General features: G+C 27.4%; 24 protein-coding genes and 1 riboswitch. Of the genes, 4 read left to right on the top strand and 20 right to left on the bottom strand.

Features of this window, described 5'->3' with window-relative positions:
• Window positions 1-3 precede the first annotated feature (3 nt).
• From TEGL_RS06805 to TEGL_RS06775, 7 genes are all read right to left on the bottom strand, one after another.
• Window positions 4-207, bottom strand: coding sequence for a hypothetical protein (locus TEGL_RS06805; protein WP_018589453.1), 204 nt, complete (start codon window positions 205-207; stop codon window positions 4-6).
• Window positions 208-212: 5 nt separating this feature from the next.
• Window positions 213-767 (bottom strand): ribosome recycling factor, encoded by a 555-nt coding sequence (gene frr / locus TEGL_RS06800; RefSeq protein ID WP_018589452.1) that lies wholly within the window; start codon window positions 765-767, stop codon window positions 213-215.
• Between the two features lie 32 nt (window positions 768-799).
• The gene (gene pyrH / locus TEGL_RS06795; RefSeq protein ID WP_018589451.1) at window positions 800-1,501 is read right to left on the bottom strand and encodes a UMP kinase; all 702 of its coding nucleotides are present in this window, start codon (window positions 1,499-1,501) and stop codon (window positions 800-802) included.
• A 94-nt stretch (window positions 1,502-1,595) separates the two neighbouring features.
• Complete coding sequence (tsf, locus tag TEGL_RS06790; RefSeq protein WP_018589450.1) at window positions 1,596-2,507, bottom strand: translation elongation factor Ts; 912 nt, start codon at window positions 2,505-2,507, stop codon at window positions 1,596-1,598.
• 59 nt (window positions 2,508-2,566) lie between these two features.
• Window positions 2,567-3,289 (bottom strand): 30S ribosomal protein S2, encoded by a 723-nt coding sequence (rpsB, locus tag TEGL_RS06785; protein WP_018589449.1) that lies wholly within the window; start codon window positions 3,287-3,289, stop codon window positions 2,567-2,569.
• Window positions 3,290-3,487: 198 nt separating this feature from the next.
• Window positions 3,488-4,669: a D-alanyl-D-alanine carboxypeptidase family protein gene (locus TEGL_RS06780; RefSeq protein WP_018589448.1), complete on the bottom strand. Its 1,182-nt coding sequence runs from the start codon at window positions 4,667-4,669 to the stop codon at window positions 3,488-3,490.
• A gap of 80 nt (window positions 4,670-4,749) precedes the next feature.
• Window positions 4,750-5,805 carry a potassium channel family protein gene (locus TEGL_RS06775; protein ID WP_018589447.1) on the bottom strand — a complete coding sequence of 352 codons (1,056 nt, stop codon included), beginning with the start codon at window positions 5,803-5,805 and terminating at the stop codon, window positions 4,750-4,752.
• 239 nt (window positions 5,806-6,044) lie between these two features.
• Between TEGL_RS06775 and TEGL_RS06770 the strand changes: the two genes are divergently transcribed.
• On the top strand, window positions 6,045-6,545 hold the full coding sequence (locus TEGL_RS06770; protein ID WP_018589446.1) for a CarD family transcriptional regulator: 501 nt from the start codon (window positions 6,045-6,047) through the stop codon (window positions 6,543-6,545).
• A 179-nt stretch (window positions 6,546-6,724) separates the two neighbouring features.
• Here the strand turns inward: TEGL_RS06770 and TEGL_RS06765 are convergent, their stop codons facing one another.
• The 8 genes from TEGL_RS06765 to TEGL_RS06730 all read right to left on the bottom strand — a co-directional run bounded on the left by TEGL_RS06765 (window position 6,725) and on the right by TEGL_RS06730 (window position 16,695).
• Window positions 6,725-8,485, bottom strand: a complete 1,761-nt coding sequence (locus tag TEGL_RS06765) for a DNA polymerase (protein ID WP_033316289.1) — start codon at window positions 8,483-8,485, stop codon at window positions 6,725-6,727.
• A 171-nt stretch (window positions 8,486-8,656) separates the two neighbouring features.
• Window positions 8,657-9,358 (bottom strand): PepSY domain-containing protein, encoded by a 702-nt coding sequence (locus TEGL_RS06760; protein WP_018589444.1) that lies wholly within the window; start codon window positions 9,356-9,358, stop codon window positions 8,657-8,659.
• Between the two features lie 137 nt (window positions 9,359-9,495).
• On the bottom strand, window positions 9,496-10,866 hold the full coding sequence (locus TEGL_RS06755) for an alanine/glycine:cation symporter family protein (protein WP_018589443.1): 1,371 nt from the start codon (window positions 10,864-10,866) through the stop codon (window positions 9,496-9,498).
• A 317-nt stretch (window positions 10,867-11,183) separates the two neighbouring features.
• A riboswitch (glycine riboswitch) is annotated at window positions 11,184-11,272 on the bottom strand.
• A 310-nt stretch (window positions 11,273-11,582) separates the two neighbouring features.
• A complete protein-coding gene (locus TEGL_RS06750) occupies window positions 11,583-12,671 on the bottom strand; it encodes a hypothetical protein (protein WP_018589442.1) in 1,089 nt (362 codons plus the stop codon).
• A gap of 28 nt (window positions 12,672-12,699) precedes the next feature.
• Window positions 12,700-13,875: an AI-2E family transporter gene (locus tag TEGL_RS06745; protein ID WP_018589441.1), complete on the bottom strand. Its 1,176-nt coding sequence runs from the start codon at window positions 13,873-13,875 to the stop codon at window positions 12,700-12,702.
• A gap of 32 nt (window positions 13,876-13,907) precedes the next feature.
• Window positions 13,908-14,861, bottom strand: a complete 954-nt coding sequence (locus TEGL_RS06740; RefSeq protein WP_018589440.1) for a protein kinase domain-containing protein — start codon at window positions 14,859-14,861, stop codon at window positions 13,908-13,910.
• Window positions 14,862-15,067: 206 nt separating this feature from the next.
• A complete protein-coding gene (locus tag TEGL_RS06735) occupies window positions 15,068-16,330 on the bottom strand; it encodes a VanW family protein (protein WP_034854702.1) in 1,263 nt (420 codons plus the stop codon).
• A gap of 194 nt (window positions 16,331-16,524) precedes the next feature.
• Window positions 16,525-16,695, bottom strand: a complete 171-nt coding sequence (locus TEGL_RS06730; protein ID WP_018589438.1) for a hypothetical protein — start codon at window positions 16,693-16,695, stop codon at window positions 16,525-16,527.
• Between the two features lie 297 nt (window positions 16,696-16,992).
• Here TEGL_RS06730 and TEGL_RS06725 point away from each other — a divergent pair, with 297 nt between their 5' ends.
• Both TEGL_RS06725 and TEGL_RS06720 read left to right on the top strand, forming a co-directional pair.
• Window positions 16,993-17,250, top strand: coding sequence for a TM1266 family iron-only hydrogenase system putative regulator (locus tag TEGL_RS06725; protein WP_018589437.1), 258 nt, complete (start codon window positions 16,993-16,995; stop codon window positions 17,248-17,250).
• Between the two features lie 240 nt (window positions 17,251-17,490).
• Entirely contained in the window at window positions 17,491-18,051 is a 561-nt protein-coding gene (locus tag TEGL_RS06720) for a hypothetical protein (RefSeq protein ID WP_018589436.1), read from the top strand.
• Window positions 18,052-18,066: 15 nt separating this feature from the next.
• On the opposite strand, the gene TEGL_RS06715 is transcribed toward TEGL_RS06720, so the two are convergent.
• The 3 genes from TEGL_RS06715 to TEGL_RS06705 form a co-directional block, all read right to left on the bottom strand.
• Window positions 18,067-18,285, bottom strand: a complete 219-nt coding sequence (locus tag TEGL_RS06715; RefSeq protein ID WP_018589435.1) for a hypothetical protein — start codon at window positions 18,283-18,285, stop codon at window positions 18,067-18,069.
• Between the two features lie 151 nt (window positions 18,286-18,436).
• Window positions 18,437-18,994: a 3D domain-containing protein gene (locus tag TEGL_RS06710; RefSeq protein ID WP_018589434.1), complete on the bottom strand. Its 558-nt coding sequence runs from the start codon at window positions 18,992-18,994 to the stop codon at window positions 18,437-18,439.
• A 377-nt stretch (window positions 18,995-19,371) separates the two neighbouring features.
• On the bottom strand, window positions 19,372-20,421 hold the full coding sequence (locus tag TEGL_RS06705) for an SH3 domain-containing protein (protein ID WP_018589433.1): 1,050 nt from the start codon (window positions 20,419-20,421) through the stop codon (window positions 19,372-19,374).
• Between the two features lie 212 nt (window positions 20,422-20,633).
• Between TEGL_RS06705 and TEGL_RS06700 the strand changes: the two genes are divergently transcribed.
• Window positions 20,634-20,762 (top strand): hypothetical protein, encoded by a 129-nt coding sequence (locus tag TEGL_RS06700; RefSeq protein WP_018589432.1) that lies wholly within the window; start codon window positions 20,634-20,636, stop codon window positions 20,760-20,762.
• Between the two features lie 283 nt (window positions 20,763-21,045).
• On the opposite strand, the gene TEGL_RS06695 is transcribed toward TEGL_RS06700, so the two are convergent.
• Window positions 21,046-21,576: a hypothetical protein gene (locus TEGL_RS06695; RefSeq protein ID WP_018589431.1), complete on the bottom strand. Its 531-nt coding sequence runs from the start codon at window positions 21,574-21,576 to the stop codon at window positions 21,046-21,048.
• A gap of 425 nt (window positions 21,577-22,001) precedes the next feature.
• A complete protein-coding gene (msrA, locus tag TEGL_RS06690; protein ID WP_018589429.1) occupies window positions 22,002-22,883 on the bottom strand; it encodes a peptide-methionine (S)-S-oxide reductase MsrA in 882 nt (293 codons plus the stop codon).
• Window positions 22,884-23,004 lie beyond the last annotated feature (121 nt).

The raw sequence follows: 23,004 nt of genomic DNA, 5'->3' as shown, positions 1-23,004 counted from the left end.
TCCTTATATTAAGGAGCCAGAAAAGTAAGTTACAAATAACTCTACGTTATTTTCTTTTTGTGAAATTTTGATTACTCTGGGATAAATTAACTTATCCTTATCTTTCTTACCTTGAAGAATTGTTGTCGTATATTTTATTTCTTTATTATCGAAATATTCTTTAACTTCATCCAAAGGAAGGCCTAATAGCTCATAGTACTTTTTCAAAGTTATTATACCGCCATTATATCTTTTTCTTTAGCATCTAATAATACATCTATTTCTTTAATATATTTATCAGTCATTTTTTGCACATTATCTTGTGCTTTTTTTAATTCGTCCTCAGTTATTTCGCCTTCTTTTTCTAACTTTTTAAGTCTATCGTTAGCGTCTCTTCTTTCATTTCTTATTCTTACTTTAAATTCTTCCGAAGCTTTTTTAGCTTGCTTGCAAAGATCTTTTCTTCTTTCTTCAGTTAATGCTGGAACGTTTATTCTTATAACCTCTCCATCATTAGTTGGATTTAAGCCTAAATCTGAGTTTCTTATAGCTTTTTCTATTTCTTTCATTGCACTTTTGTCCCAAGCACTTATCATTAAAGTTCTTGGTTCTGGTACTGAGATAGATCCAACTTGATTAATTGGAGTTGGAGTTCCATAATAATCTACTCTTATTTTGTCTAACATTTGTGCATTAGCTCTACCAGCTCTTATAGTTGAAAATTCAAATTTTAAAGCTTCAATTGTTTTATCCATTTGTTGTTGTAATTTGTTTTGTACTTCTTTCATTTTTACTCCTCCTTCGTTTAATTAGTTTTTTATTAATGTACAGTTGTTCCTATATTTTCTCCGTACACTGCTTTTAATATATTCTCTGTTGTTAGCTCAAATACCTTTATTGGAATACTATTATCCATACATAAAGATGTTGCAGTTGAGTCCATAACTTTTAATTCTTTTTGTAATACTTCTATATATGATAATTCATTAAACTTTTTAGCATCTGCATGTAAAACTGGATCTTTATCATACACACCATCTACTTTTTTAGCTAATAATATTATTTCCGATTCCATCTCTGCTGCTCTTAGTGCCGCAGCTGTATCAGTTGAAAAATATGGATTTCCAGTTCCCGAACCAAATATTACAACTCTTTCTTTTTCTAAGTGTCTTACAGCTTTTCTTCTTATATATGGTTCTGCAATTTCTTTCATTTCTATTGCAGTTTGTACTCTAGTTTGTACATCTATATTTTCTAAGGCATCTTGAAGAGCCATAGCATTCATAACTGTAGCAAGCATTCCTATGTAGTCAGCTGTTGTTCTATCCATACCTTCAGAAGTTCTTCCTCTCCAGAAGTTTCCTCCACCTACTACAACAGCAACTTCAACACCAATTTCTTGTACTTTTTTAATAGCCACTGCTATTTCATTAACAACTTCATTGTTTATTCCAAATCCTTTGTCACCAGCTAGTGCTTCACCACTTAGCTTAAGTAATACTCTTTTGTACTTAGGTTCCATAGAAATCCTCCCGTCTGCATTTCATATATATTTTTTTATTATTTATTTCATTTTCAAAAAAGAGAACACATAAGTGTTCTCTTTTGGTTAACTATTACTTAAGTTGCTTAGCAACTTCTTCAGCAAAGTTTTCTTCTTTCTTTTCTATACCTTCACCAACTTCGAATCTTACAACTCTACCAACTTGTATGTCTGAACCAACTTCTTTAGCAGTGTTTGCTACTAATTTCTTTATAGTTAAATCAGAATCTTTTACGAATGTTTGTTCTAATAAACAAACTTCTTTTAATTCTTTTTCTAATCTACCTTTAACCATTTTTTCAACTATGTTAGCAGGTTTTCCTTCGTTTAACGCTTGAGCAGTTAAAACTTCTGTTTCATGAGCTATATAAGTTTGATCAACATCATCTCTTGAAACGTATTTTGGGTTCATAGCAGCAACTTGCATAGCTATATCTTTACCCATTGCTAATACTTTTTCATCTCTTGATTCAGTTAATAATTCAACTAAAACACCTATTTTTCCAGCTCCATGTATGTATCCAGCTATTTGGCCTTCAGTAGTTAATTTTTCGAATCTTCTGAAGTCTAATTTTTCACCTATTTTAGCTATTCTATCGTTTAATACGTCTTTTAACGCTTTTCCTTCTTTGTGGTTTTCAGCTAATAATGCTTCTATTTCAGTAGCTTCAGTAGCTAATGCCATTTCAGCAGCATCTTTAACGAATACTTTGAAATCTTCGTTTTTAGCAACGAAGTCAGTTTCTGAGTTTACTTCTACTATTGCAGCAGCAGTATTATCAGCATTTACTTCTATAGTTACTAAACCTTCAGCAGCAACTCTATCAGCTTTTTTAGCAGCTTTTGATAAACCTTTTTCTCTTAATAAATCTATTGCTTTTTCCATGTTAGCTTCAGCTTCTTGTAAAGCTTTTTTACAATCAAGCATTCCAGCTCCAGTAGTTTCTCTTAATTCTTTAACCATTTGTGCAGTTATGTTAGCCATTATTATTCCTCCTATATATTCTAAATGGTAAGGGAACCCCCCTTACCATTTATTTTTTTTTATTGTTCTTGAGCTTCTTCCTCAACAACTTCTTCTTCAGCACCTTGTCTACCTTCTATTACAGCAGTAGCCATTGCACCAGTTATTAATTTAACAGCTCTTATAGCATCATCATTTCCTGGTATTGGGAAATCTAATTCATCTGGGTCACAGTTTGTATCAACTATACCAACTACTGGTATACCTAATCTGTGAGCTTCTTGTATAGCTATATTTTCTTTTCTTGGGTCAACTACGAATATAGCTCCTGGTAATTCAGGCATGTCTTTTATTCCGCCTAAGTATTTTTCTAATTTTTCTTTTTCAGCGTTTAATTTTATAACTTCTTTTTTAGGAAGAACGTTGAATACACCTTCAGCTTCCATTTTTTCTAATTCTCTTAATTTTTTAATTCTTGTTTGAATTGTTTGGTGGTTAGTTAGCATTCCACCTAACCATCTTTCGTTTACGAAGAACATTCCACATCTTTCAGCTTCTTCTTTTATAGCTTCTTGAGCTTGTTTCTTAGTTCCTACGAATAAGATTGGCTTTCCAGTTTCAGCTACTTCTTTAACGAATTTGTAAGCTTCTTCAACTTTTTTAACTGTTTTTTGTAAATCTATTATATAGATTCCGTTTCTTTCTGTGAAGATGAATCTTGACATTTTAGGATTCCATCTTCTTGTTTGATGTCCAAAGTGAACACCAGCTTCTAATAATTGTTTCATTGATATTACTGCCATTTTGTACCTCCTTGGTTTTGTACCTCCGGCATGATCAACTCCCTAAAAAACCATTTATGGCACCTTTTAAGGATCCCATCGCCGTGTGTGATCTTTATATTTTATTTTTTCACCTCTGATAGTATAACATAGGAAAAAATAAATTTCAATATAATTTAATATAACCTTACATTATAATTATTAACTAATTTTTAGATATTAATCTGCAAACAAAATTTTTATTCTTGTTTTTAATGAAATATCACATAAATCTTCTCTACTTACAATTTTACTATCACCTAAAATTTCTCCATCATCATTATAATATTTAATTACACCTAATACATCACCTTTTTTAATTGGTAATTTAATTTCTTTGAAAGTGAGTTGTGTGTTTATATTTTCATCGTTTTTTTTCACAATTATTAAATCTTCTTCACTTTCTAAAGTTATTTCTAACTCTTCTAGTCCTTTTAAATATTTTTTACCAATTAAATCTTCTTTACTCATAACTTTTTGAGTGGTGAAGTTTTCCTTTCCATACTTAAGCATTGCAAGACACGCTTGAATTCTTTTATTTTTATGATTAGCTCCAAGAGATACCCCTATCAACCTATTTTCTATATTTTTAGTATCTTCATTAATTTTCATGGAAAAAGCTAAACAATATCCTGCATTTCCTGTATACCCTGTTTTTATTCCATCTACTTCAGGTATTATGGAAAGAAGTCCATTGGTATTATTTTTACAAAAACCTCTTTTGGAATAAGTGTAAGTTTGCATATCTGTTATGGCTGTTACTTCTTTTTCATAGTTATCCATCATAAATTTACCTAGTTTAGCAATATCTCTTGCTGTAGAAATATTTTCTTTTGGTGGTTTTTTAGGATCTGATAAACTATATATTGGAAGACCATTGCAGTTTACAAATGAGGTGTTTGTCATTCCTATTTCTTTTGCTTTTTTATTCATTCTCTCTACAAACTTTTCTTCACTTTTTCCAATATGTTTTGATATTGCTACTGCTGCATCATTTCCTGATACTATCATTAAACCCTTCATAAGCTCTATAAGTGGTACCTCTTCTCCTTCTTTTAACTTATAAGAAGATCCTCTTACTTTTGCTATATCTTTGTCTACTACAATAACATCTTGAGGATTTACCTCCTTATTATTAATTGCCTCTATAGCAATTAAAAAGGTCATCATTTTACTAAGACTGGCTAAAGGCCTTTTTTCATCAGGATTTTTCCCATATAAAACTCTACCAGTGTCTTGATCAATTAGTATGGATGACTTAGAAAACTTGTCCACATTCGTATTCTCGCCATAAGAAATACTAGGAGTAACAATACTTATAATGATTAGTAAAACTAGTAATACTTGTGCTCCCTTTTTCAAAATTCTCACCTTCTTGGTAACTTTAGTCTAAATTATTTTCCCCCTTTAATTGCGTAATAATCTTGAATTATTTTCTAGAATTATTTTATCATTCTTGAGAATAATACAGACGTCCATGTGGCATGTATTGTTATTCCCAAAAAAACTTCTATACATACTAATATTTTGCTCAATAAACCAAATGCAATAAAATCACCGTATCCTACAGTGCTAAATGTCATCATTGAAAAATACCAAGCTTCCATATAAAAAGTAACAAGTTCATAAAGTGAGTATGTATTATTTAATAAATTTATCTTTATTAATCCGTGATAAAGACTATTTATTCCTGTAAACAAATATATAAAAGCAAATAAACTTATAATTGAAAAGCTTATTAATAGTAGCTTTATAGGCTTTTCACCATAACCTATAAAATATTTTGATAAAAAGTCAAAAAAATCATTAGCTAAATAATCCATGTATCCCTTATATTTATTGATTTTCAAGAAATTACTAGCATAATTTCTTTCATTATAATAATAATAACCAATATTTTCGTTATCTTCTATTATTTTTGCCTGTATTCTCGCTATTTTATAATTATTCCTTCCGCATAAATAATTTTTTTCATTATAATATGTATCTTTTAAAATAAATTTCGTATATGGAGAAAAAACAATTCCATCTAAACGAGGAAAATTAACACATTTTCTTACTACAAATTTTTGTCCATTACAATGTAATTTTTCAAATACTTCTTCATTTATATATTTATAATTAAAAATAGTTTTATTGAATATACAATCTCCTAAAAAAGTCGATTGATTAAAATAAACGCAAGATTCAAATTTCACATTTGTAAAATCTACAGTGCTTTTAAATATAAAATTACTAAAATTGCCTTCTTCTTTAAATATAGACTCACAGAATTTTAACTTTTCATACTCAAAATTTACTATTTCATTAATATCAAATTTATCTTCAAAATAAAATCCTGTAAAATCGCTAATTTTACCTTTTTTTATATAAGCCTTAAATAAAGCTCTTTCTCTTTTATTTTTATTTTCTTTATGAAAAAGACAATATCCAGATGAGTCAGCACCTCTACAACAACTTAAATTTCTATCTTCATTAGAAACCCACTTACAATTCATTTTTGCCTCCTATCAATAAAATCTGTTATTAGTTTTTATAAATAGGATTTTTATATGCATTATTAATTATGAAGTTCTTCAAAAAATAAACCTATAGCTAACTAGCCATAGGTTTATTTTTGTGTATTTTATAAATCTTACATACACAATGCAAAGTATGATAGAATATAAGTATAGCGTAAAATTTTGATAAGTTAATCCCATTTATCAAAATTACTATTATAAGGGGTGATTCTTACATGTTTAGCAAAAATGATTATGTAATTTATGGTTCAATGAGTGTTTGTAAAATATTAGATATTGTAGAGGAAGAAAACATCTACATAGGCCGTAAATCCTATTATGTAATACAACCAGTTTATTCTGATAAAAATACTATCATCAAAGTTCCTACCGACAATAAAAAAGTACTTATGAGACACCTTCTATCAGAAAAAGAAGTACTATCAATAATAAAAAGTATACCTAATCTAGATGTACTTAAAATTGAAAACGATAGACAAAGAAGTGAGCACTTTAAATCAGTAATAAAAAATAACGAGTGTGAAGAACTAGCTCAGTTAGTAAAAAGTATTGCTCTTATCGAACAAGAGAAATTATCTATTGGGAAAAAAATATCTAAAACGGATGAAGATTTTAAAAAAACTGCTGAAAAATTAATAGATGAGGAATTTGCCACAGTTCTAAATATACCTGTCCAAGACGTACCTTCTTTTATCTTAAATAATATTCCACAGTAGAGTAGAATTTTTTAACCTTATCTTATTTAAAATTACGGCTTATTTTACAAATAATTCCATTTACTTTTGTGAATGGATAACTTATAATTATATTCATAAGTGGGAACTTATACATCTAGTATAAGTATGACGCTAGCCCAAATAAAAGAGTCGTATTTTATACGGCTCTTTTTTCATATTTAAATCATATTAAAATAATCAAATAAAGTAAATGAATTTTCTGGAATAAAACTTTCCAGCCTATCTTTTGCCAACTGAATATACCATGACTTATCCAGCTTCTGTGGTATTTCTTTATTAATAACCTGACTGTTATCAATAAAAACTCTATCAGGTGTATAGCTTATCTTTTCTAATTTTCCATCACTTTTCATTTTCATTATGGCATTATCAATACTTAATTTACTTGCAAATACTCTAAGAACTTTAAGATTTATATTTTCTTTACCATAAACTGCATGACTATACTTACCTGTGATTTTTACACATTTTTGAAAATCTATTAAATCATTACTATTATTAACAGTTCTTTCTATTTCTATATTATTGATTAACTTTTCTTTAATAGCTTTATTCACAATAGGTAAATCATTATCTATTAAGCTTAGTTTTTTTACATAAGCACCCTTGCTTTTTACACTTTTATCTTCTTTAACGTAAACATAATTATTTACATCTTTTTGAATTATTTTTTTTATAAAATCATGATCTAAGTTCATTTTTGTTCTTTTGCTCCACTCTTGACATATTTCTAAATATTTATCTACATCTTCTTTAGAGTTAAATTTAAACATAACACCATCTGTGTTTCCTTGTATAAATTCTGCTCTATCACCAAAGGTTAATTCAACTTTTTCTATTAAATCAAGAAGTAATAATTGCCCATTAACACAAATAGCTATACCTTGTCTTTGATCATATAAATCATTATTTATATCTAAACATGCACCATACGTGGAGTTAAGTACAAGTTTAAGTGATTTTTCTATAGGATTTTTTTCTCTTTTAAATTTGAATCTTGCATCTCTTATTTCTTTAAATTTGCCTGGATTTTGCACGTTTCTACTAAGAAGTCCATATTCTATCATAATAGATGGATAAAAGGAACTAACATCAGAATTTACAATGAAATTTTCACATTCATATTTTTTTCTTGCAGAATGAAGACCTCCCCATCCAAAATCTGTGTCAACTCCATATACATTGGCTCTTAAATATTTTTTAAAATCTCTATTATTATAATCTTCATACCAATGTTTTATATTATTATACTTACTAAGTTCTATAGTATTAACTATTTCAAAGTCTGCTACATCTTCTCTAGGATAGTTAGGCTTTTTAGCCCCAAGAATATATGCACTTAACTGAGCCTCCGTCTTGTTGATCATACTTTCATCTAAGTTAAAATATTCTATTAATCCCAGTTGTGCTTCATACTTATAATAGACCTCTTGAAACACTTTAAAAGTCATCCTAACATCGTGAAGACAATAAGTAGTAAGTTCTTTAATTTCTTCTTTTGTAGGATATCTATTTAAATCAAAAGAAATAGTACTTTCTCTTATATCTTCTCCCATAAACAATTCTAATTCTTTTAAGCTTCTATAACTGTCATTTAGTTCAAATATATATATGGGAATCCTATTTAAACTTCTGTCTACTGCATAAGGGGAGATATTATGTTCAATTATCTTTTCTGATATAGAACAAGGATCTGTTCCAGCAATTATTGCCTTCATTATCCATTGATCATATCCCTTTATATTATATCCTACCCAAATAGAATCTTTATTTTTATTAAAAACCCTAAGAAACTCTTCCCTATTATTGACAATAATATGTTCTTTTTTTGTTTTGTAATCTTTCATACAGCACATCCAAAATCCACCTTTGGACAATACTTCAAAATCAATAATTATACGTCTTCTCTCTTTTTTCATATGATTATTCCTTTATATTTTATAATTATTTATACTATATATTTTACCTTATATCTCTCTTTTAAAACTATTAGTTTTCTACTAAAAATAAAAACCTTAGACTGAATTTTACTTCAATCTAAGGTTTCTTATTGACATTATTTATATTTTACTACTAAAAATTATTTTTTATTAATTAATATCTTTTTCAAATTCTATTATTTTCCCAGTTACAGCGTTAACTGTTATTTCATATTCATAGTTACCTTTTCTTAATTCACCTTCATATTCTGGTGTTTTGTCATTATCTAATTCAAATTTAACTATTTTTGCTCCTGGAACTTTCTTTAACATTATTTCTTTTGCTTTAGATTCTCCTATTAATTTCTTAGAAGATGTTTTTATTTTTTCTTTTTCAAATTCTGTTATTTTTCCACTTTTAGCATTTACTGATATTTCATATTCATAGTTACCTTTTCTTAATTCACCTTCGTATTCAGCTGTATCATCTTTATCTAATTTAAATTTAACTATTTTTGCTCCTGGAACTTTCTTTAGCATTATCTCTTTTGCTTTAGCTTCTCCTATGTATTTTGAAGAAGATGTTTTTATTTTTTCCTTTTCGTAATCTGTTATTTTTCCGCTCTTAGCATTTATATCTATTTCGTACTTATAACTTCCTTTTGTTAATTCTCCTTCGTACTCTGGAGTCTTATCATTATCTAATCTAAACTTAACTATTTTTGCTCCCGGAACTTTCTTTAACATTATTTCCTTTGCTTTTGCACTTCCTATAAGTTTAGATGCTGCATCTGCCAACCCTACTTGTGATAATACTGTTGATGATGTAAGAACTACACCTAAAGCTACTGCTATCATTTTGTTTAATTTCATTGAAATCTCTCCTTTTTTATTTTTTACACTATATATACAAAGGTTAAGTTCTATTTTGGGTACCTTTTTTATAAAAAAATAAAAATTTTTTTAAAAAGTTTTTAAAAATTACAATAAAATATTGAAAACTTGCCATTTTAGCTTATTTTTTCCTTATCTGATTTATTTTTTTCATCCAAATAATCTAAGTATAATTTAGTTTCAGATATGATTATTGGAGATAGCGCAAGTAAAGCAATTAAATTTGGTAGTGCCATAAGGCCATTTACAATATCAGCTATAATCCAAACCATTTCTAATTTTAAAAATGCGCCAAGCAACACCATAAGTACAAATAAACCTCTAAACAAATTTATTTTTTTAACTCCAAATAAAAATTCAAAACATCTTTCTCCATAATAACTCCATCCAAGGATAGTTGTAAATGCAAATAAGCTTAAACTTATTGTTAGAAATATTGGACCTAAATTTGGGAGTACTGATGCAAAAGCTGATTGAGTCATTATTGCTCCATTCAAATCACTTTGCCAAACACCTGAAATTATTAAAGATACTCCTGTTAAGGTACAAATTATTATACTATCTATAAATGTTCCTGTCATTGATATTAAACCTTGCTCTGCTGGCCACTTAGTTTTTGCTGCAGCAGCTGCAATAGGGGCACTACCAAGACCTGATTCATTTGAAAATACGCCACGAGCTATACCATTTCTAATAGCCATTGACACTGTTGCTCCAATAAAACCTCCCGCAGCTGCTTGACCAGTAAAAGCACTTTTAAATATTAATACAAATGTTTCTGGTATTAATGTATAAGATTTACCTAAAATAGCAAGACATATTAATATATATGCTACTGTCATAAAAGGAACTATTTTAGTTGCCACCTTTGATATACTTTGTAGACCTCCAAATACAACTAAAGCAACACAAATTGATAATATAACTCCTGTTATTTTAGGGTCTATATTAAAAGAGCCTTGTACTGCATCTGTAATTGAATTAACTTGTGAAAATGTCCCAATACCTAAAAGCGCTACTAATATACCACTTACAGCAAAGAACGATGCTAAAGGTCTCCATTTTTCCCCCATACCATTTACTATATAGTACATTGGACCACCAGATACTTGACCATTTTTATCTTTAGTTCTAAATTTTATAGCAAGTAAACCTTCTGAATACTTAGTTGCCATTCCAAAGAAGGCAGCAAGCCACATCCAAAATAATGCGCCTGGTCCACCAGCTTTGATTGCCGTAGCGACTCCAACTATATTACCTGTTCCTATTGTTGCTGCAAGAGCTGTGCATAAAGCTCCAAAACTTGAGATGTCTCCATTACCTTCATTCTCAGCTTTAAAAATTAATTTTAATGCTTTAGGTAATCTGACAATTTGTATTAGTCCCAGTCTTACTGTAAGATAAATACCTGTACCTACTAGTAAAACTAATAATGGTGGTCCCCATATAAAGCTATCCACTTGGTTTAATAAGTTAAGAAAATCCATAAAAAACACTCCTTTTGTAATTAAATAATTTAAGTACAAAATCATATAATCATTTATGAATAAAGACAAGAATAAATTGCATCCTGCATACAGTAACAATATGCAGCTTGCTAAAAATATAATAATTTTGAATATGTATGAACTATAAAAAAATTGCTTTTTTACTCTTATAGAAATGTATTGATAATACAAGAACATATAAGTTTTTCATATATATAAAAGTATTATAATATCTTAGTAATTAAAAAATACTAAATCATAAAGATGATTTAGTATAGGATTTCATACATATTAAAGAAAAGCATAAATATGCTTTATATATATTCTCTGTCCTTTTGCCTGAGAGATTGAGCAGTTAAGCCTTGCCCCTTCGGCTCCCTTTACGGGTCTCTCCAGAGTTTCCTATTCTTTACAGTCCCACCTTTGTAAAAAGTACCTGAGAGTATGACTCCTTCGGCGTGTCCTAAGACAACTCTTCTGTAAAGCTTCATCAGATTATTGACTTGTTAACTTGTAACAATAATAGTATATTATCTTCTAATACTTGTCAAATAGATTAATTTAAATTTTCATATAAAATTATTTGATTCAAATAAAAGCATTTTTTAAAATTATCTCTCCTAATTTTTATTATAAAAATTTATTATTAAATAATTGATTTATTACATTATTTTTAATAAATAAGAAATATGGGTTAAAATAACCCATATTTCTTATTAGTTTGTTTCTATTCTTTTTTCTTTATATTTTATTGATTGAACAAATGAGTATATTATTAGCCCTTGAGCTATCATTCCACTTACTACCCATACAAAACCACCTATCATTGGTATAAGACTTAGTAATCTTATAACTAATATACCAACCAAAAGCTGTAAGTATGGATTTTTATTCTTAAGTATCAATCTTCCAATTACTATTCCCACAATCACAGGAGATAAATAAACTACTATAAAATACATAATTAATGATATTACCCCAATAGGTAAAGCTATTATACTTAAAAATAACAACAAACTAGCTATAGGCATTAATATAAATGATGCCATGCCTCCTAAAACTATTGGAAGTGGTTCTTTCAATAATAAATCACTACTTTTTATAAAGAATTTTTTAAACACAGAATACAAAAGCACCCCAAATATTAAAGATCCTAAAATCGATAGAATAGTTCCAAAACCTAAAAAAGCTTTTAGTTTACTCTCATTAGTTGAATTTTCTATCTTAGTATATTGTATGTCATTCATAGATACATTAGAGTTTACAATAGGTTCTTTAGGTGAGTATACCTTTATGTTCCCTGTAATTTCACCATTATCGGCTATAATTAACTCATTACATTTTATGTTAACATCACCATTAATTTTACCATTAATTATTATTGTGTCACCTGCGGCATAAAATCCTTCGCAATTGCCTTTAAAATTAATATTCTCACCTGATACGTAAATAGCCTTTGCAGTAGTTTTTTTACCTATGTTGATATTTTGACCAAAAGAAGTTATATTTTTTACATTTTTGCTGTTAATATTTAAAGTTTGTGCTCCACATCTTATATTGCCATTTACCTCATTACTTGTAATATCTATACTCTCAGCAAGAGCTACAACATCACCATTTACATTATCCTTTACAGTAATCTTTTTACCTGCAGAATAAATATCACCTAAGACTTCTTTTGAGATATTTATATCTTCATTTAAAGCAAAATAATTTGATGCACTATCTATATTATCTGCAAATGCATTAACTGTTAACAAAAGCATCATTAACAGCGTTAAAATAAAAACCCCTTTTTTCTTCATAATAACATCTCCCTTGATTAATTTCTTGCTACACTCTATCCATATAATCCTTGGTATCTGTTGGTAATTCTTTAATCTTAAGCTTATATTCAACTTCTTCTTTTATTATCGAATAAACAATGGCAAATAAAGGTACACCTATTATCATTCCCACTATTCCTAAGAATTTACCTGCCACAAGTATGGCAAATAATATCCAAAACGCTGATATTCCAATTGAATCTCCTAGTATTTTTGGTCCTATAATATTTCCGTCAATTTGTTGTATTATGAATACTAGTAACAAGAATACTAAGGCTTTAGTTGGAGAAACAAATAAAATTATAATAAATGATGGTATAGCTCCAATAAATGGTCCAAAGAATGGAATTATATTAGTCACACCTATTATTACAGAAATTAGTAATGTATATGGCATCTTAAATATCGAGAATACCACAAAACTTAATACTCCTATAATAGCTGAGTCAATTATTTTACCACTTAGGAATTTACCAAAAGTTTCATTACTTCTATAAGCTAATTCAAATATTCTATTTGCAGTTTTAGTGGAGAATAATGCACGCGTTATTTTTCTATTTATAGCAAAGAAGTTTTCTTTATCTATTAATAAATATACTGAAATAATAATTCCAAGAACTATATTCCATATACTTGACGCAATTGATTTTAACATATTACCTACAATAGGAATTATTTCCTTTGCAAAATCCATAACAATTTGTATGTATTTATCCATTTGTTCTTGTATTAGTGAAGCATATTCTGGGCTTACATTTGTTTCGTTTATTAAATCATTAAATAATTTAGTAACATTATCTACATATTGAGGAACCTCATTAACGAACCCCATTATACTCTCTATTAATTGAGGAACTATAAAGTGTATGAATAAGTAGCATATACCTGCTGCTGTTAAATATGTTAACAATAACCCTATACTTCTTTTTTGTCCTCTTCTTAAATTACTAAACCACTGAGCTTTTCCTAATATTTTTACTTCATAAAAATCTAAAATAAAATTAAGCAAATAAGCAATTGCAAATCCTATAATAAATGGATATAATATCCCAATTGCAATACTTATCTTTTCGCTAAAAGATCCTATTTGAGATGCTACAAAATAAAAAATTATACTACAGCAGATTACTATTAATGCATATACTGATACAGTATTATACTTTGAATTCCAATTTACTTTCATATTTTTTCTCCTGATAAATAATTATTTTCATGCTACTGAAACCAAATAATAGCAGTGACTAAAATTGTTAATGTTAGAACAAGCAATAGTGATTTTTGAAGAAACTTTACTCCAGGTTTATTATTATTTTTATCGCTTTCATATTCTTGTAAAGTGCTTATACTATTTTCTTCAATATCAGCTTTAACATACATAAACTTGCTTAAATCAATTAATACTTCTTTCACATTATTATATTTTTCAGTTCTTCTAATAAGTTTCTTGACCATATTTACTAAAGCAATATTTTCATTATTAATAGCCACAGTATTCCAGTCAATTCCTCTATCAATTAATTTTAACATTTCATCCTCATTTTTACCAATACCAAAGGGCATTTTTTTAAAAATTGCATCAAATAGAATTACACCTAATGAAAAAAAATCACTCTCCATATCTGTATAATTAATATTAATTTGATGAGGACATAAAAATCCTATGCTATTATCTTTCCTAATATTAACACCTTTATTAGCTTGAGTTATACCAAAATCATATATTTTAACATTATAATTTTCATCTACAAAAATATTGTCTTCTGTTAAAGATCCATGATAAAGCTTATGGTTATAAGATGTGTCTAGTGCTCTTAGAATTTTTCTAGATATTTTTACAATACTATTTAAGTCCATATAATTACCTTTTATAACTTTTCTAAGCTCAATTCCAGCAAAAAATTCACTTACTATATAATAACACCTCTCATTTTCTGTATAATAAGTTCCCAAATCTAGTATTTTAGCAATATTAACAGAATTAATTTGTAACAAAGTCATAGACTCATCTATTAAATTAGGCAAAAATTTTTCATTGATATACTGATCATCTCTTATGAATTGAATAAAAACTAAAATATCCTCTTGCAAATCTCTAGCTTTGTAGAATTTACCAAATACCATTTCTTCGTCATTATCTAATACCACATATCTATTAGAAATATATCTCAATATATACACCCCCCTTTATTGCATGTCATATATAAATTATACCAATATATTACATCTTTTTCTATCTTTACCAAATACCTTTATAAAAAATTTTAGCAAAACAGTTGAAAGGTATTAATAAATTTTTTATATACAAAAGATAGTGACTAAAAACAATAAGATTATTCCATTAAAAAAGATGAACTCCTCTAGAGTTCATCCCTTTTTTACTCTTTATACACACTTGTATAAATATACGATGTCTTACTTTTTCCATTCTTAGTAATAGTTCTATATGTTTTGGCAGCTGGTCTACCGTTGTAAGTAAAGTTATCAACTTTTATATTTACACCAACTTTATCTTGTGATGCACCATATACTGCTGCAACAACGCTACTTCCACTTCTATAACATTGAACATATACTGCATGATCAAAATTATTCGTAAATCTTAAATCGCTATCTCCATCGTTAACCATGGCATCTCTACCTCTAGGAACGTACGGTGATGTTTTAGAATGGTTTCTAACTTGATCTATCTGTAGTCCTGACAATAATGCCGCATTAAATAAAGTAGTAGATGTTTGACACACTCCTCCTCCAGGCGCATCTTCATACTGATCACCTATTATTACAGAGGCCTTTTTGTATCCATTGCTAAGTACTCTCATTCCTGTATGTTCATTATATGAAAATGTTTCTCCTGGCTTTAGTATAACATTATTACATCTTTGAGCTGATAGTCCTATGTTATATGATCTCTCTATCAAAGCAGAATTAAACGTAGTTGAAAATGAAGCTAGACATGTATTTATACTAGATACATCTTCAGTAGATATTTTGGGCTTTGTAACACTTACTTTTAAGTCTATAGTATCATATTTTCTGTTGTTTAAAGCTTCCATAACTAATTCTTTATTTTCTTTTGTTTCAAATTTCAAACCTGTTTTTGAAGGATTAACACTTATACCACTGCCTATATTTACTGATGCATTTTTAAAATCTTGATTAATTTCATTTGCAAACTTATTCAAATACTCATCAAGCTTTTCTTCATCATAAGTTACTTTTATAGTGTACTTTTCTCCTTCTGATTTCATACCCATACTTATATAAGAAGCAATGTCATTAAAGTAAGAACCTGTTCTTGTGGTATTGTAAGCTTTTTCTACTAATTCTTCACTATTATACTTTAAATCAATATCCTCAAAATTAATTACATAATTATTGTTGTTATAATTTAAATTTAAATTTTGTGGCTTGTATTTTTTATTTATAGCTTCAATAGCCTCTTTCTTACTCATATTAGATACTTCTACCCCTTGTATAAAAATATTATCAGCTATTTTACCATTATATAAAGACTTTTTAGTAAAGGAATTTAATGAGATACAAATAATTACTACTATAATACCTGCCGCTACTCCCAATCTTTTATATAATTTATTTTTAACTTTTTTAGCTGACTTATTTTTCATATCGTCGCTCATAACATCACCTCATCCCTACAAAGGATTATATTTTATAATCCGCTTATAAACAACAAATTTTTTCAAGATGTAACTATATTGTTACACATTTACCTACTATAATATTGTATTTTTTCCATATAAAAAACCTATACTTAATATCTACCCAAGTATAGGCCTTCCTTAAATATTTTATATATAAATAATTTATTTTATTAATGTATTTTTTCTTTTTTTATTCCAGTAAATCTACCTGAATCAGCTACAAACACAAATCCCATTTTATTGTAGATTTCATTTAATTGCATTAATGTTACTTCACCCTTTTTTATATTGTCTAAAGTTATATCTTCTATTCTTTTTTCATTAGTTATTAATGTTCCCATAATTTATCACTCCTAAAAATTAATAATTTTAATTCATTATATTAATATGCTTGTACTAATATGATAAGATTTAAAAATAATTTCATTCAAACATCCGTTCCAAATATTCGTTCTATGTAATTATTATATACGAACACTTATTCGTTATCAAGTATATTTTTGTTTTTTGTAGAAATTTATAATTAATAGTAATAAAATACTAGCTTTTGTAGATTTATCACTATTATACTGTTAAAATAAAATCAAAAGCTTTTTTAATTTTAATCTAATAAATACTTTTTAAAGGGGTGAATTCATATGAGTCGTGTAGCTGTAATAAGCGCTGTTTTAGATGAACCAGAAAAATGCCAACAAGAATTTAATAAGATTTTAGGCGGATTTAAAGGAATTATTAAAGGAAGAATGGGTATCCCTTTTGATGATGAAGGAGTATCTGTTATAGCAGTCACTGTTGTAGGTGATATGGATACAATTAATAATTTAACCGGTAAATTAGGGAAAATACCATCTGTATCTGTTAAAACAAGTGTGTCAAAAAAAGAAATAAGAGATTAATTTATATTCCTATATATATAGTCAAATTAAAAAATCATTTACAGAACATACGTTACCATAATAAATGTTTAAAACTTAAAAATAAATTATTTTTATGATGTTTTAAAAGGATAAATCTTTATATTGTTTTTTTATTATGAATTTAGTTTTTTTTACATAATAATTAGCCATGTTCCTTGTTTTTTTCAATTATCATATAGTATTATTATGTTAAAGGGAATATAAAAAGGGGGAGGGGCAATGAAACAAGCTAATGTAGATAATACAATAAAGTTCATTGAAAAAAAGACTGAATACGAAGGCAAAAATAAGATTTCTAAACTACATATTAGTAAACTTAACAAAAATCACAAAGTAATTGGATATCAAGAACACAAGAAATTGAAAGCCCTTGAATCTAAAAAGCGAAAAGTCTTTAATTCTAAAATATTTAAGTTTAGAAAAAAAATCCTTGGAGTTTTCATAATAGTATCAAGTGTACTTGTTGGTATGTATTTATGGCAAAAATTTTATAGTCCTTCTTATGTTCAATCAAATAATCATAATTTTAAGGTAGAAACTCAAAACTTATCAAATTCTGATATATCAACATACACTTCTATTGTAAAAGAGTCCATACAAGGCACTTTAGGGGTCAAGTATAATGTCAATGTTGAGCAACTCCATAAAAACGGTAACTTAGTCTTTGCTAGAGGATATTTTAATGTCCCAGACAAAGGTGATATAAATTTCGATATGATACTAAAAAATTATTCACCATCTTCTTTAAAGATTAACGGTGAAGAATTCTTAAAAAAATAAGGTGCATTTAGCACCTTATTTTTTTATATTATTCTTTGCATCTTTCACATTATCTTTAACAGCTTTTCCAACATTTACACCAGTATTTATAGTTTCTTTTGCCACATTTCCTACTCCATTTATTACATCTTTTCCAACATTTACGCCTGTATTTATAGTTTCTTTCGCCACATTTCCTACTCCATTTATAACTTCCTTACCTACATCAGTGACAGGTTTTGTAACCTTTGCCATATAATACATCTCCTATACAATAATTTTATTATAAAGTTATTTACAGTATATTATATGACAAATTAATTATATTGTTCCTATATTAAATTATTTATTTTGCAATTTATATTTTATAAAAAATAAAAACAAGGATTAGCCTTGCTTTTGTTTTTTATTTTAATATTTGTAATGTTATTGTTTTAACTCCCCAATTTCTACAAGCTGCTGAAGAGTTCATGTATATATCTATTTTATTTCCTTTTATTCCTCCACCACAATCTTCTGCTGTGAATACTTTATCCAGTTCTTTTATATACACCTTTGTTCCATATGGTATAACCTTTGGATCTACTGCTAAAGTTCCATACTTTGCCTTAGTTCCTGTAGATGTATATCCTCCACCTGTATATGCATAAGCTTTAACCGTTATTTTCTTTTTAACATTTGAAGATGAACTTGATTTTTTTATATATTTTCCACTAGACCATCCTGTCTTATTGCTATACTTAACTTTATACCATCCGTTTTTAGTAGATAGTATTTTAACTTTTGTTCCTTTTTTAATTTTTCCTATTGATTTATATTTAGTTGAAGCACCAGATCTAACATTAATTGTCGCTGTTGCTGTTGCATTTACAGTTGCAGCATCTACCTCTATTGGATTTATAATACCCATAATCATTACTAATGCTCCTACTATGGCAGTAACTTTTAAAGTCTTTTTAAACATATATTTTCCCCCTATATTAATTTTTAAGGTTGTTTTCTCACTGAAAATTATTTCGTCTTTAATCTATATTTTATTGTTCCTATACATATATAATATTACATTTTAGTAACTTTTTAAAGCCTTTTTTAGAAAATAGTTACAAATAAGTAACATGAATACATTTTTTCCATTTTATACTTATAACCGTATATAAGTATTTGCAACAGTTATACAAATATCATTTTAAAACAAATCTTTTTATACTTTTTTCTTCTTTGTAACTTTTGATTTACAATTTGTAAACATTTTCCTAGCTTGCAAATTATAATTTAGCTATAAATTATATCAAGAAAATAAGATATATTTTTACATAAAAAAAGCTAAGAAAAACTTAGCTTTTACTTTAAAATATATATTGTTATATTTTGCACTCCCCAATTTAAACACTCTTTTTCTGTATTCATATAAATATCTATTTTATTTCCTTTTATTCCTCCACCGCAATCTTCTGCAACAAAAGTTTTATCAAATTCAGGTATGTATACTCTAGTACCATAAGGAATAATTGTTGGATCTACAGCTATCGTTCTACCAAATGTAGGCTTTGTACCTGTAGCTGTTATAGTTCCAGTACAATAAGCATATGCTTTAACTTGCATACTATAGGATATATCATCAGAACTTCCTGGTTTATTAGTCACTGAATCTAATTCACCTTGTGATTTTAAATATGCAGAAGAACAATAACCAACTTTTCCATTTGATAACTTAACTTTATACCAATTACTATTAGTACGTTCAACTATACTTACTTTATCACCTTTATAAACTATTCCTATAATGCTATTTGATGTTGATGCTCCACTTCTTACGTTTAAATTTGCAGTAGCTATTAAACTATCTATAACTGTAACATTATTATTTGAACCATTAGAATTGTTTCCTGAATTGCTATTACTTTCTTTTAAATATTTATTACTAGAATACCCTATAGTTCCATCACTTAATTTAACTTTATACCATCCACTACTAGCAACACCAAGCATTTCTACAGTACTATTTTTTTTAATATATCCTATTATCTTATACTTTGTTGAACCACCTGTTCTTACATTTACACCCCAAGTTGCAACAAGTTTTTTCTCTGTAGTCGGTGAACTATTTGAAGAAGTTTTTGTGGTAATATAATCTCCACTTACCCATCCATCTTTACTTTTATACTTGATTTGATACCAACCATCTTTTGAAGATAAAATATCGACCTTATCTCCTTTACTTAATCCTCCGATAGCATTATATGATGTCGATGGTCCACTTCTAACATTAAGTGAATGTGCTGTCACTTCTCCTGTCTTAGAATCTGCATGTATATTGCTTGTCCCTAAGGCGCAAATTGCAGATGTGGCTGATAATGCTGCTATTGCATATTTATTTTTTTTATTAATCATTTTTCTCCCCCACAAATTTAGTTTTCGCTATATAAATTCACCATAATTATCCATTTATTAATATCTTATCTTAATTTCATTTAATTTTAAACATATTAATTAAAAAAATCTTATAAAATTTTAATTTTAGTTTTTTTTTGGTAAAAGTTCACTAATTATATTTTTAATTTTTCATATACTATTAAAAATATAGTTTTTATGGAGGATTGTCTATGGCTGAAAAAAATTATCAAATAGCATCTATTACAAAAACAGAGGAGGCTGCAATAAAAAAAGCTGAAGCTGAAGTAAAAAAAGAAACTGGGAAAGATTTTGTAATGATTGCTTGGGAAAAAGAATAATTTATTGCAATAAATAAGGACATCATAATATTTTATGATGTCCTTTATATGCATTAGATGGATTTATCTCTAGATTATATTTTTAATTTTCTTTTACTAAATGTTTTAATTGTAATTTATAAGGTTAAATTGTAATTAATATTTTAGTTGTAAATTGTAAAATATAAAATCATATATAATTATAACTACCTCATAGTTATCCAAAACACTTATGTACAATATTATTATCCATCTAAGCATATTTTATTATAAGTATGAGATTTACACCTCATATAATAATAAACTAATCAATATTTATATAAGTTTCATTGTTAGCTTTATTAATAGCTACTTCTAATTCTATTACTTCTTTATTTAGATTTTTTATTAATTTTTCCATATCTACTCTGTCAAAATTTAATTCCGTAACTTTATAATATACAGAAGTTGCTGCAGCATCCACTTTTCTTTCTTTGCTAACCTTTACATTTTGTAATAACTCTTCAAGCTCAAAAGCTAATTCTCTTTTTAACTTAACTTTATTTAGAGCACCTTGGATAGTTGTTGTTTCTCCTAGTACTTGTATTTCTGTAGTATTGTTCGCATAAGCAATAGCTGTTTTTATTTTTTCTATTTTATTAGATAAGGACATAAGCTCATTAAGTTCTTTATTAAAATCAAATTTCTCATCACAATCAAACCTTGTTCCATCAGCTTCTAGTATATACGTAATGCTGGCTTTTTTTCTATTTATGACACTCGGTGACTTATATCTATAATTTCTTTCTATTTCTGCTACTTTAATCATGCCTTGGTTTATTGTAAGTTTTTCCATTAATAAAATCCCCCTTATCTATTACTTTTGTTAAATTTAATTATTGCATATAATCATTGGATTTTCAATATATTTAGTTCTCAAATTAAGGTATTTTTAAATTTTTAGACCTCATTTACAATTTCTATAAATCTTTCTAATAAAATTCCACCATAGTTTTGTTCTTCAACACCATTATATATTCTTTAGTTATGTCTACTAAAAATTCTGGGTGGAGTTGTGGTAATTGTAATATGCTTTGAGAATGGGCCTCATATCCTTTCAATATTTTAGGTAGCCCCCAAGCAATCTATCATTTTCACTATCTTCTGTTAATAAAATACCTACCATTACTCCAAGTACATCTTCTAAAATTTGATGTCCATAGCAAATACCTAGTATTTTATAATTATATTAAAATAATAATATTTTTAAGTAATTTAAAATTATTTATTTTCTGGTATAAATTTTATAGCTGCTGAATTAATTGAAAGAATATTATTTCTTAAATCTTTTAGCGTATCATTTAAGACATAACCTAGGTGTATGTCACTTTTTTTACTTCTTACTTCAATTTTATTTACTATTTCCTCATCTTTTATAAGTTTTATTAAGTTATTGTTTATCGCTTTTGAAAATGTAGGCCACCCATAGTTTTTATTTATTTTATCCTTTGATGAAAATAAAGGAGTATTATCTAATACATCTACATAAACTCCTTCACTAAAATAATTACAGTATTGATTTTTAAAAGGTTTTTCTCTTAATTTATTTTGCGTTACCTCATATTGTAACTCACTTAAATTCCTCTTGGCATAACTTCTTTTTAAGTATTCATATCTTCCAGAAAATCTTAAATATTCTCTGTATAGTATGGGATTCTTTTTATAAAAATTCTGGTGAAAGTCTTCTGCTTCATAAAAGGTTTTAGCTTCATATAATCTTATTGCAATTAAATCCCCAAATATATTATTTTCTTCTAAATCTTCAATATACTTTTGAGCCTGTCTCCATTGATCTATATCATAGTAAAAAATAGCAGTTTTAAAGCAATATGATTTATCTCCAAACTGTCCTTCTTCATCAGTTGGATCTACAGAATCAAAGTAAACTTCAAGTAGTTCATTGTAAGTTAAAATCTCATCATCATAAATAATTTTTACAACTAAAAAATGTTTGTTATCTTCTTTTAAAACTATATTAAAGGTTGGATTTTTGTTTGTACCTCCACTATAACCTACTTTTATTTCCTTTACACCTTTTAACTTTTCAAATGGTTCAACCATACACCAGAAGCATCCCCCTGCAAACATTGCAGTTTTTTCCATAAAAAATCAACTCCTTGGTAAATTTTATTTATTTTCCCCAATAGAGTTGATTTTTAATCTTTATAGTAAATTAATTTTTATAGGCATAAAATATTTAATAATGTTATTATGCGAAAATTCT

Origin of the sequence: Terrisporobacter glycolicus ATCC 14880 = DSM 1288 (assembly GCF_036812735.1) — a bacterium.
GTDB classification, from domain to species: Bacteria; Bacillota; Clostridia; order Peptostreptococcales; family Peptostreptococcaceae; genus Terrisporobacter; species Terrisporobacter glycolicus.
Note: the sequence above shows the minus strand (reverse complement) of the source record. Positions and strands in the feature narration are given on the sequence as shown.

What these genes read in the sequence shown, in the direction of transcription:
- frr (WP_018589452.1), bottom strand. Translation starts at nt 767, where the DNA reads ATGAAAGAAGTACAAAACAAATTACAACAACAAATGGATAAAACAATT.
- pyrH (WP_018589451.1), bottom strand. Translation starts at nt 1,501, where the DNA reads ATGGAACCTAAGTACAAAAGAGTATTACTTAAGCTAAGTGGTGAAGCA.
- tsf (WP_018589450.1), bottom strand. Translation starts at nt 2,507, where the DNA reads ATGGCTAACATAACTGCACAAATGGTTAAAGAATTAAGAGAAACTACT.
- rpsB (WP_018589449.1), bottom strand. Translation starts at nt 3,289, where the DNA reads ATGGCAGTAATATCAATGAAACAATTATTAGAAGCTGGTGTTCACTTT.
- TEGL_RS06775 (WP_018589447.1), bottom strand. Translation starts at nt 5,805, where the DNA reads ATGAATTGTAAGTGGGTTTCTAATGAAGATAGAAATTTAAGTTGTTGT.
- TEGL_RS06770 (WP_018589446.1), top strand. Translation starts at nt 6,045, where the DNA reads ATGTTTAGCAAAAATGATTATGTAATTTATGGTTCAATGAGTGTTTGT.
- TEGL_RS06765 (WP_033316289.1), bottom strand. Translation starts at nt 8,485, where the DNA reads ATGAAAAAAGAGAGAAGACGTATAATTATTGATTTTGAAGTATTGTCC.
- TEGL_RS06760 (WP_018589444.1), bottom strand. Translation starts at nt 9,358, where the DNA reads ATGAAATTAAACAAAATGATAGCAGTAGCTTTAGGTGTAGTTCTTACA.
- TEGL_RS06755 (WP_018589443.1), bottom strand. Translation starts at nt 10,866, where the DNA reads ATGGATTTTCTTAACTTATTAAACCAAGTGGATAGCTTTATATGGGGA.
- TEGL_RS06750 (WP_018589442.1), bottom strand. Translation starts at nt 12,671, where the DNA reads ATGAAGAAAAAAGGGGTTTTTATTTTAACGCTGTTAATGATGCTTTTG.
- TEGL_RS06745 (WP_018589441.1), bottom strand. Translation starts at nt 13,875, where the DNA reads ATGAAAGTAAATTGGAATTCAAAGTATAATACTGTATCAGTATATGCA.
- TEGL_RS06735 (WP_034854702.1), bottom strand. Translation starts at nt 16,330, where the DNA reads ATGAGCGACGATATGAAAAATAAGTCAGCTAAAAAAGTTAAAAATAAA.
- TEGL_RS06730 (WP_018589438.1), bottom strand. Translation starts at nt 16,695, where the DNA reads ATGGGAACATTAATAACTAATGAAAAAAGAATAGAAGATATAACTTTA.
- TEGL_RS06725 (WP_018589437.1), top strand. Translation starts at nt 16,993, where the DNA reads ATGAGTCGTGTAGCTGTAATAAGCGCTGTTTTAGATGAACCAGAAAAA.
- TEGL_RS06720 (WP_018589436.1), top strand. Translation starts at nt 17,491, where the DNA reads ATGAAACAAGCTAATGTAGATAATACAATAAAGTTCATTGAAAAAAAG.
- TEGL_RS06715 (WP_018589435.1), bottom strand. Translation starts at nt 18,285, where the DNA reads ATGGCAAAGGTTACAAAACCTGTCACTGATGTAGGTAAGGAAGTTATA.
- TEGL_RS06710 (WP_018589434.1), bottom strand. Translation starts at nt 18,994, where the DNA reads ATGTTTAAAAAGACTTTAAAAGTTACTGCCATAGTAGGAGCATTAGTA.
- TEGL_RS06705 (WP_018589433.1), bottom strand. Translation starts at nt 20,421, where the DNA reads ATGATTAATAAAAAAAATAAATATGCAATAGCAGCATTATCAGCCACA.
- TEGL_RS06700 (WP_018589432.1), top strand. Translation starts at nt 20,634, where the DNA reads ATGGCTGAAAAAAATTATCAAATAGCATCTATTACAAAAACAGAGGAG.
- TEGL_RS06695 (WP_018589431.1), bottom strand. Translation starts at nt 21,576, where the DNA reads ATGGAAAAACTTACAATAAACCAAGGCATGATTAAAGTAGCAGAAATA.
- msrA (WP_018589429.1), bottom strand. Translation starts at nt 22,883, where the DNA reads ATGGAAAAAACTGCAATGTTTGCAGGGGGATGCTTCTGGTGTATGGTT.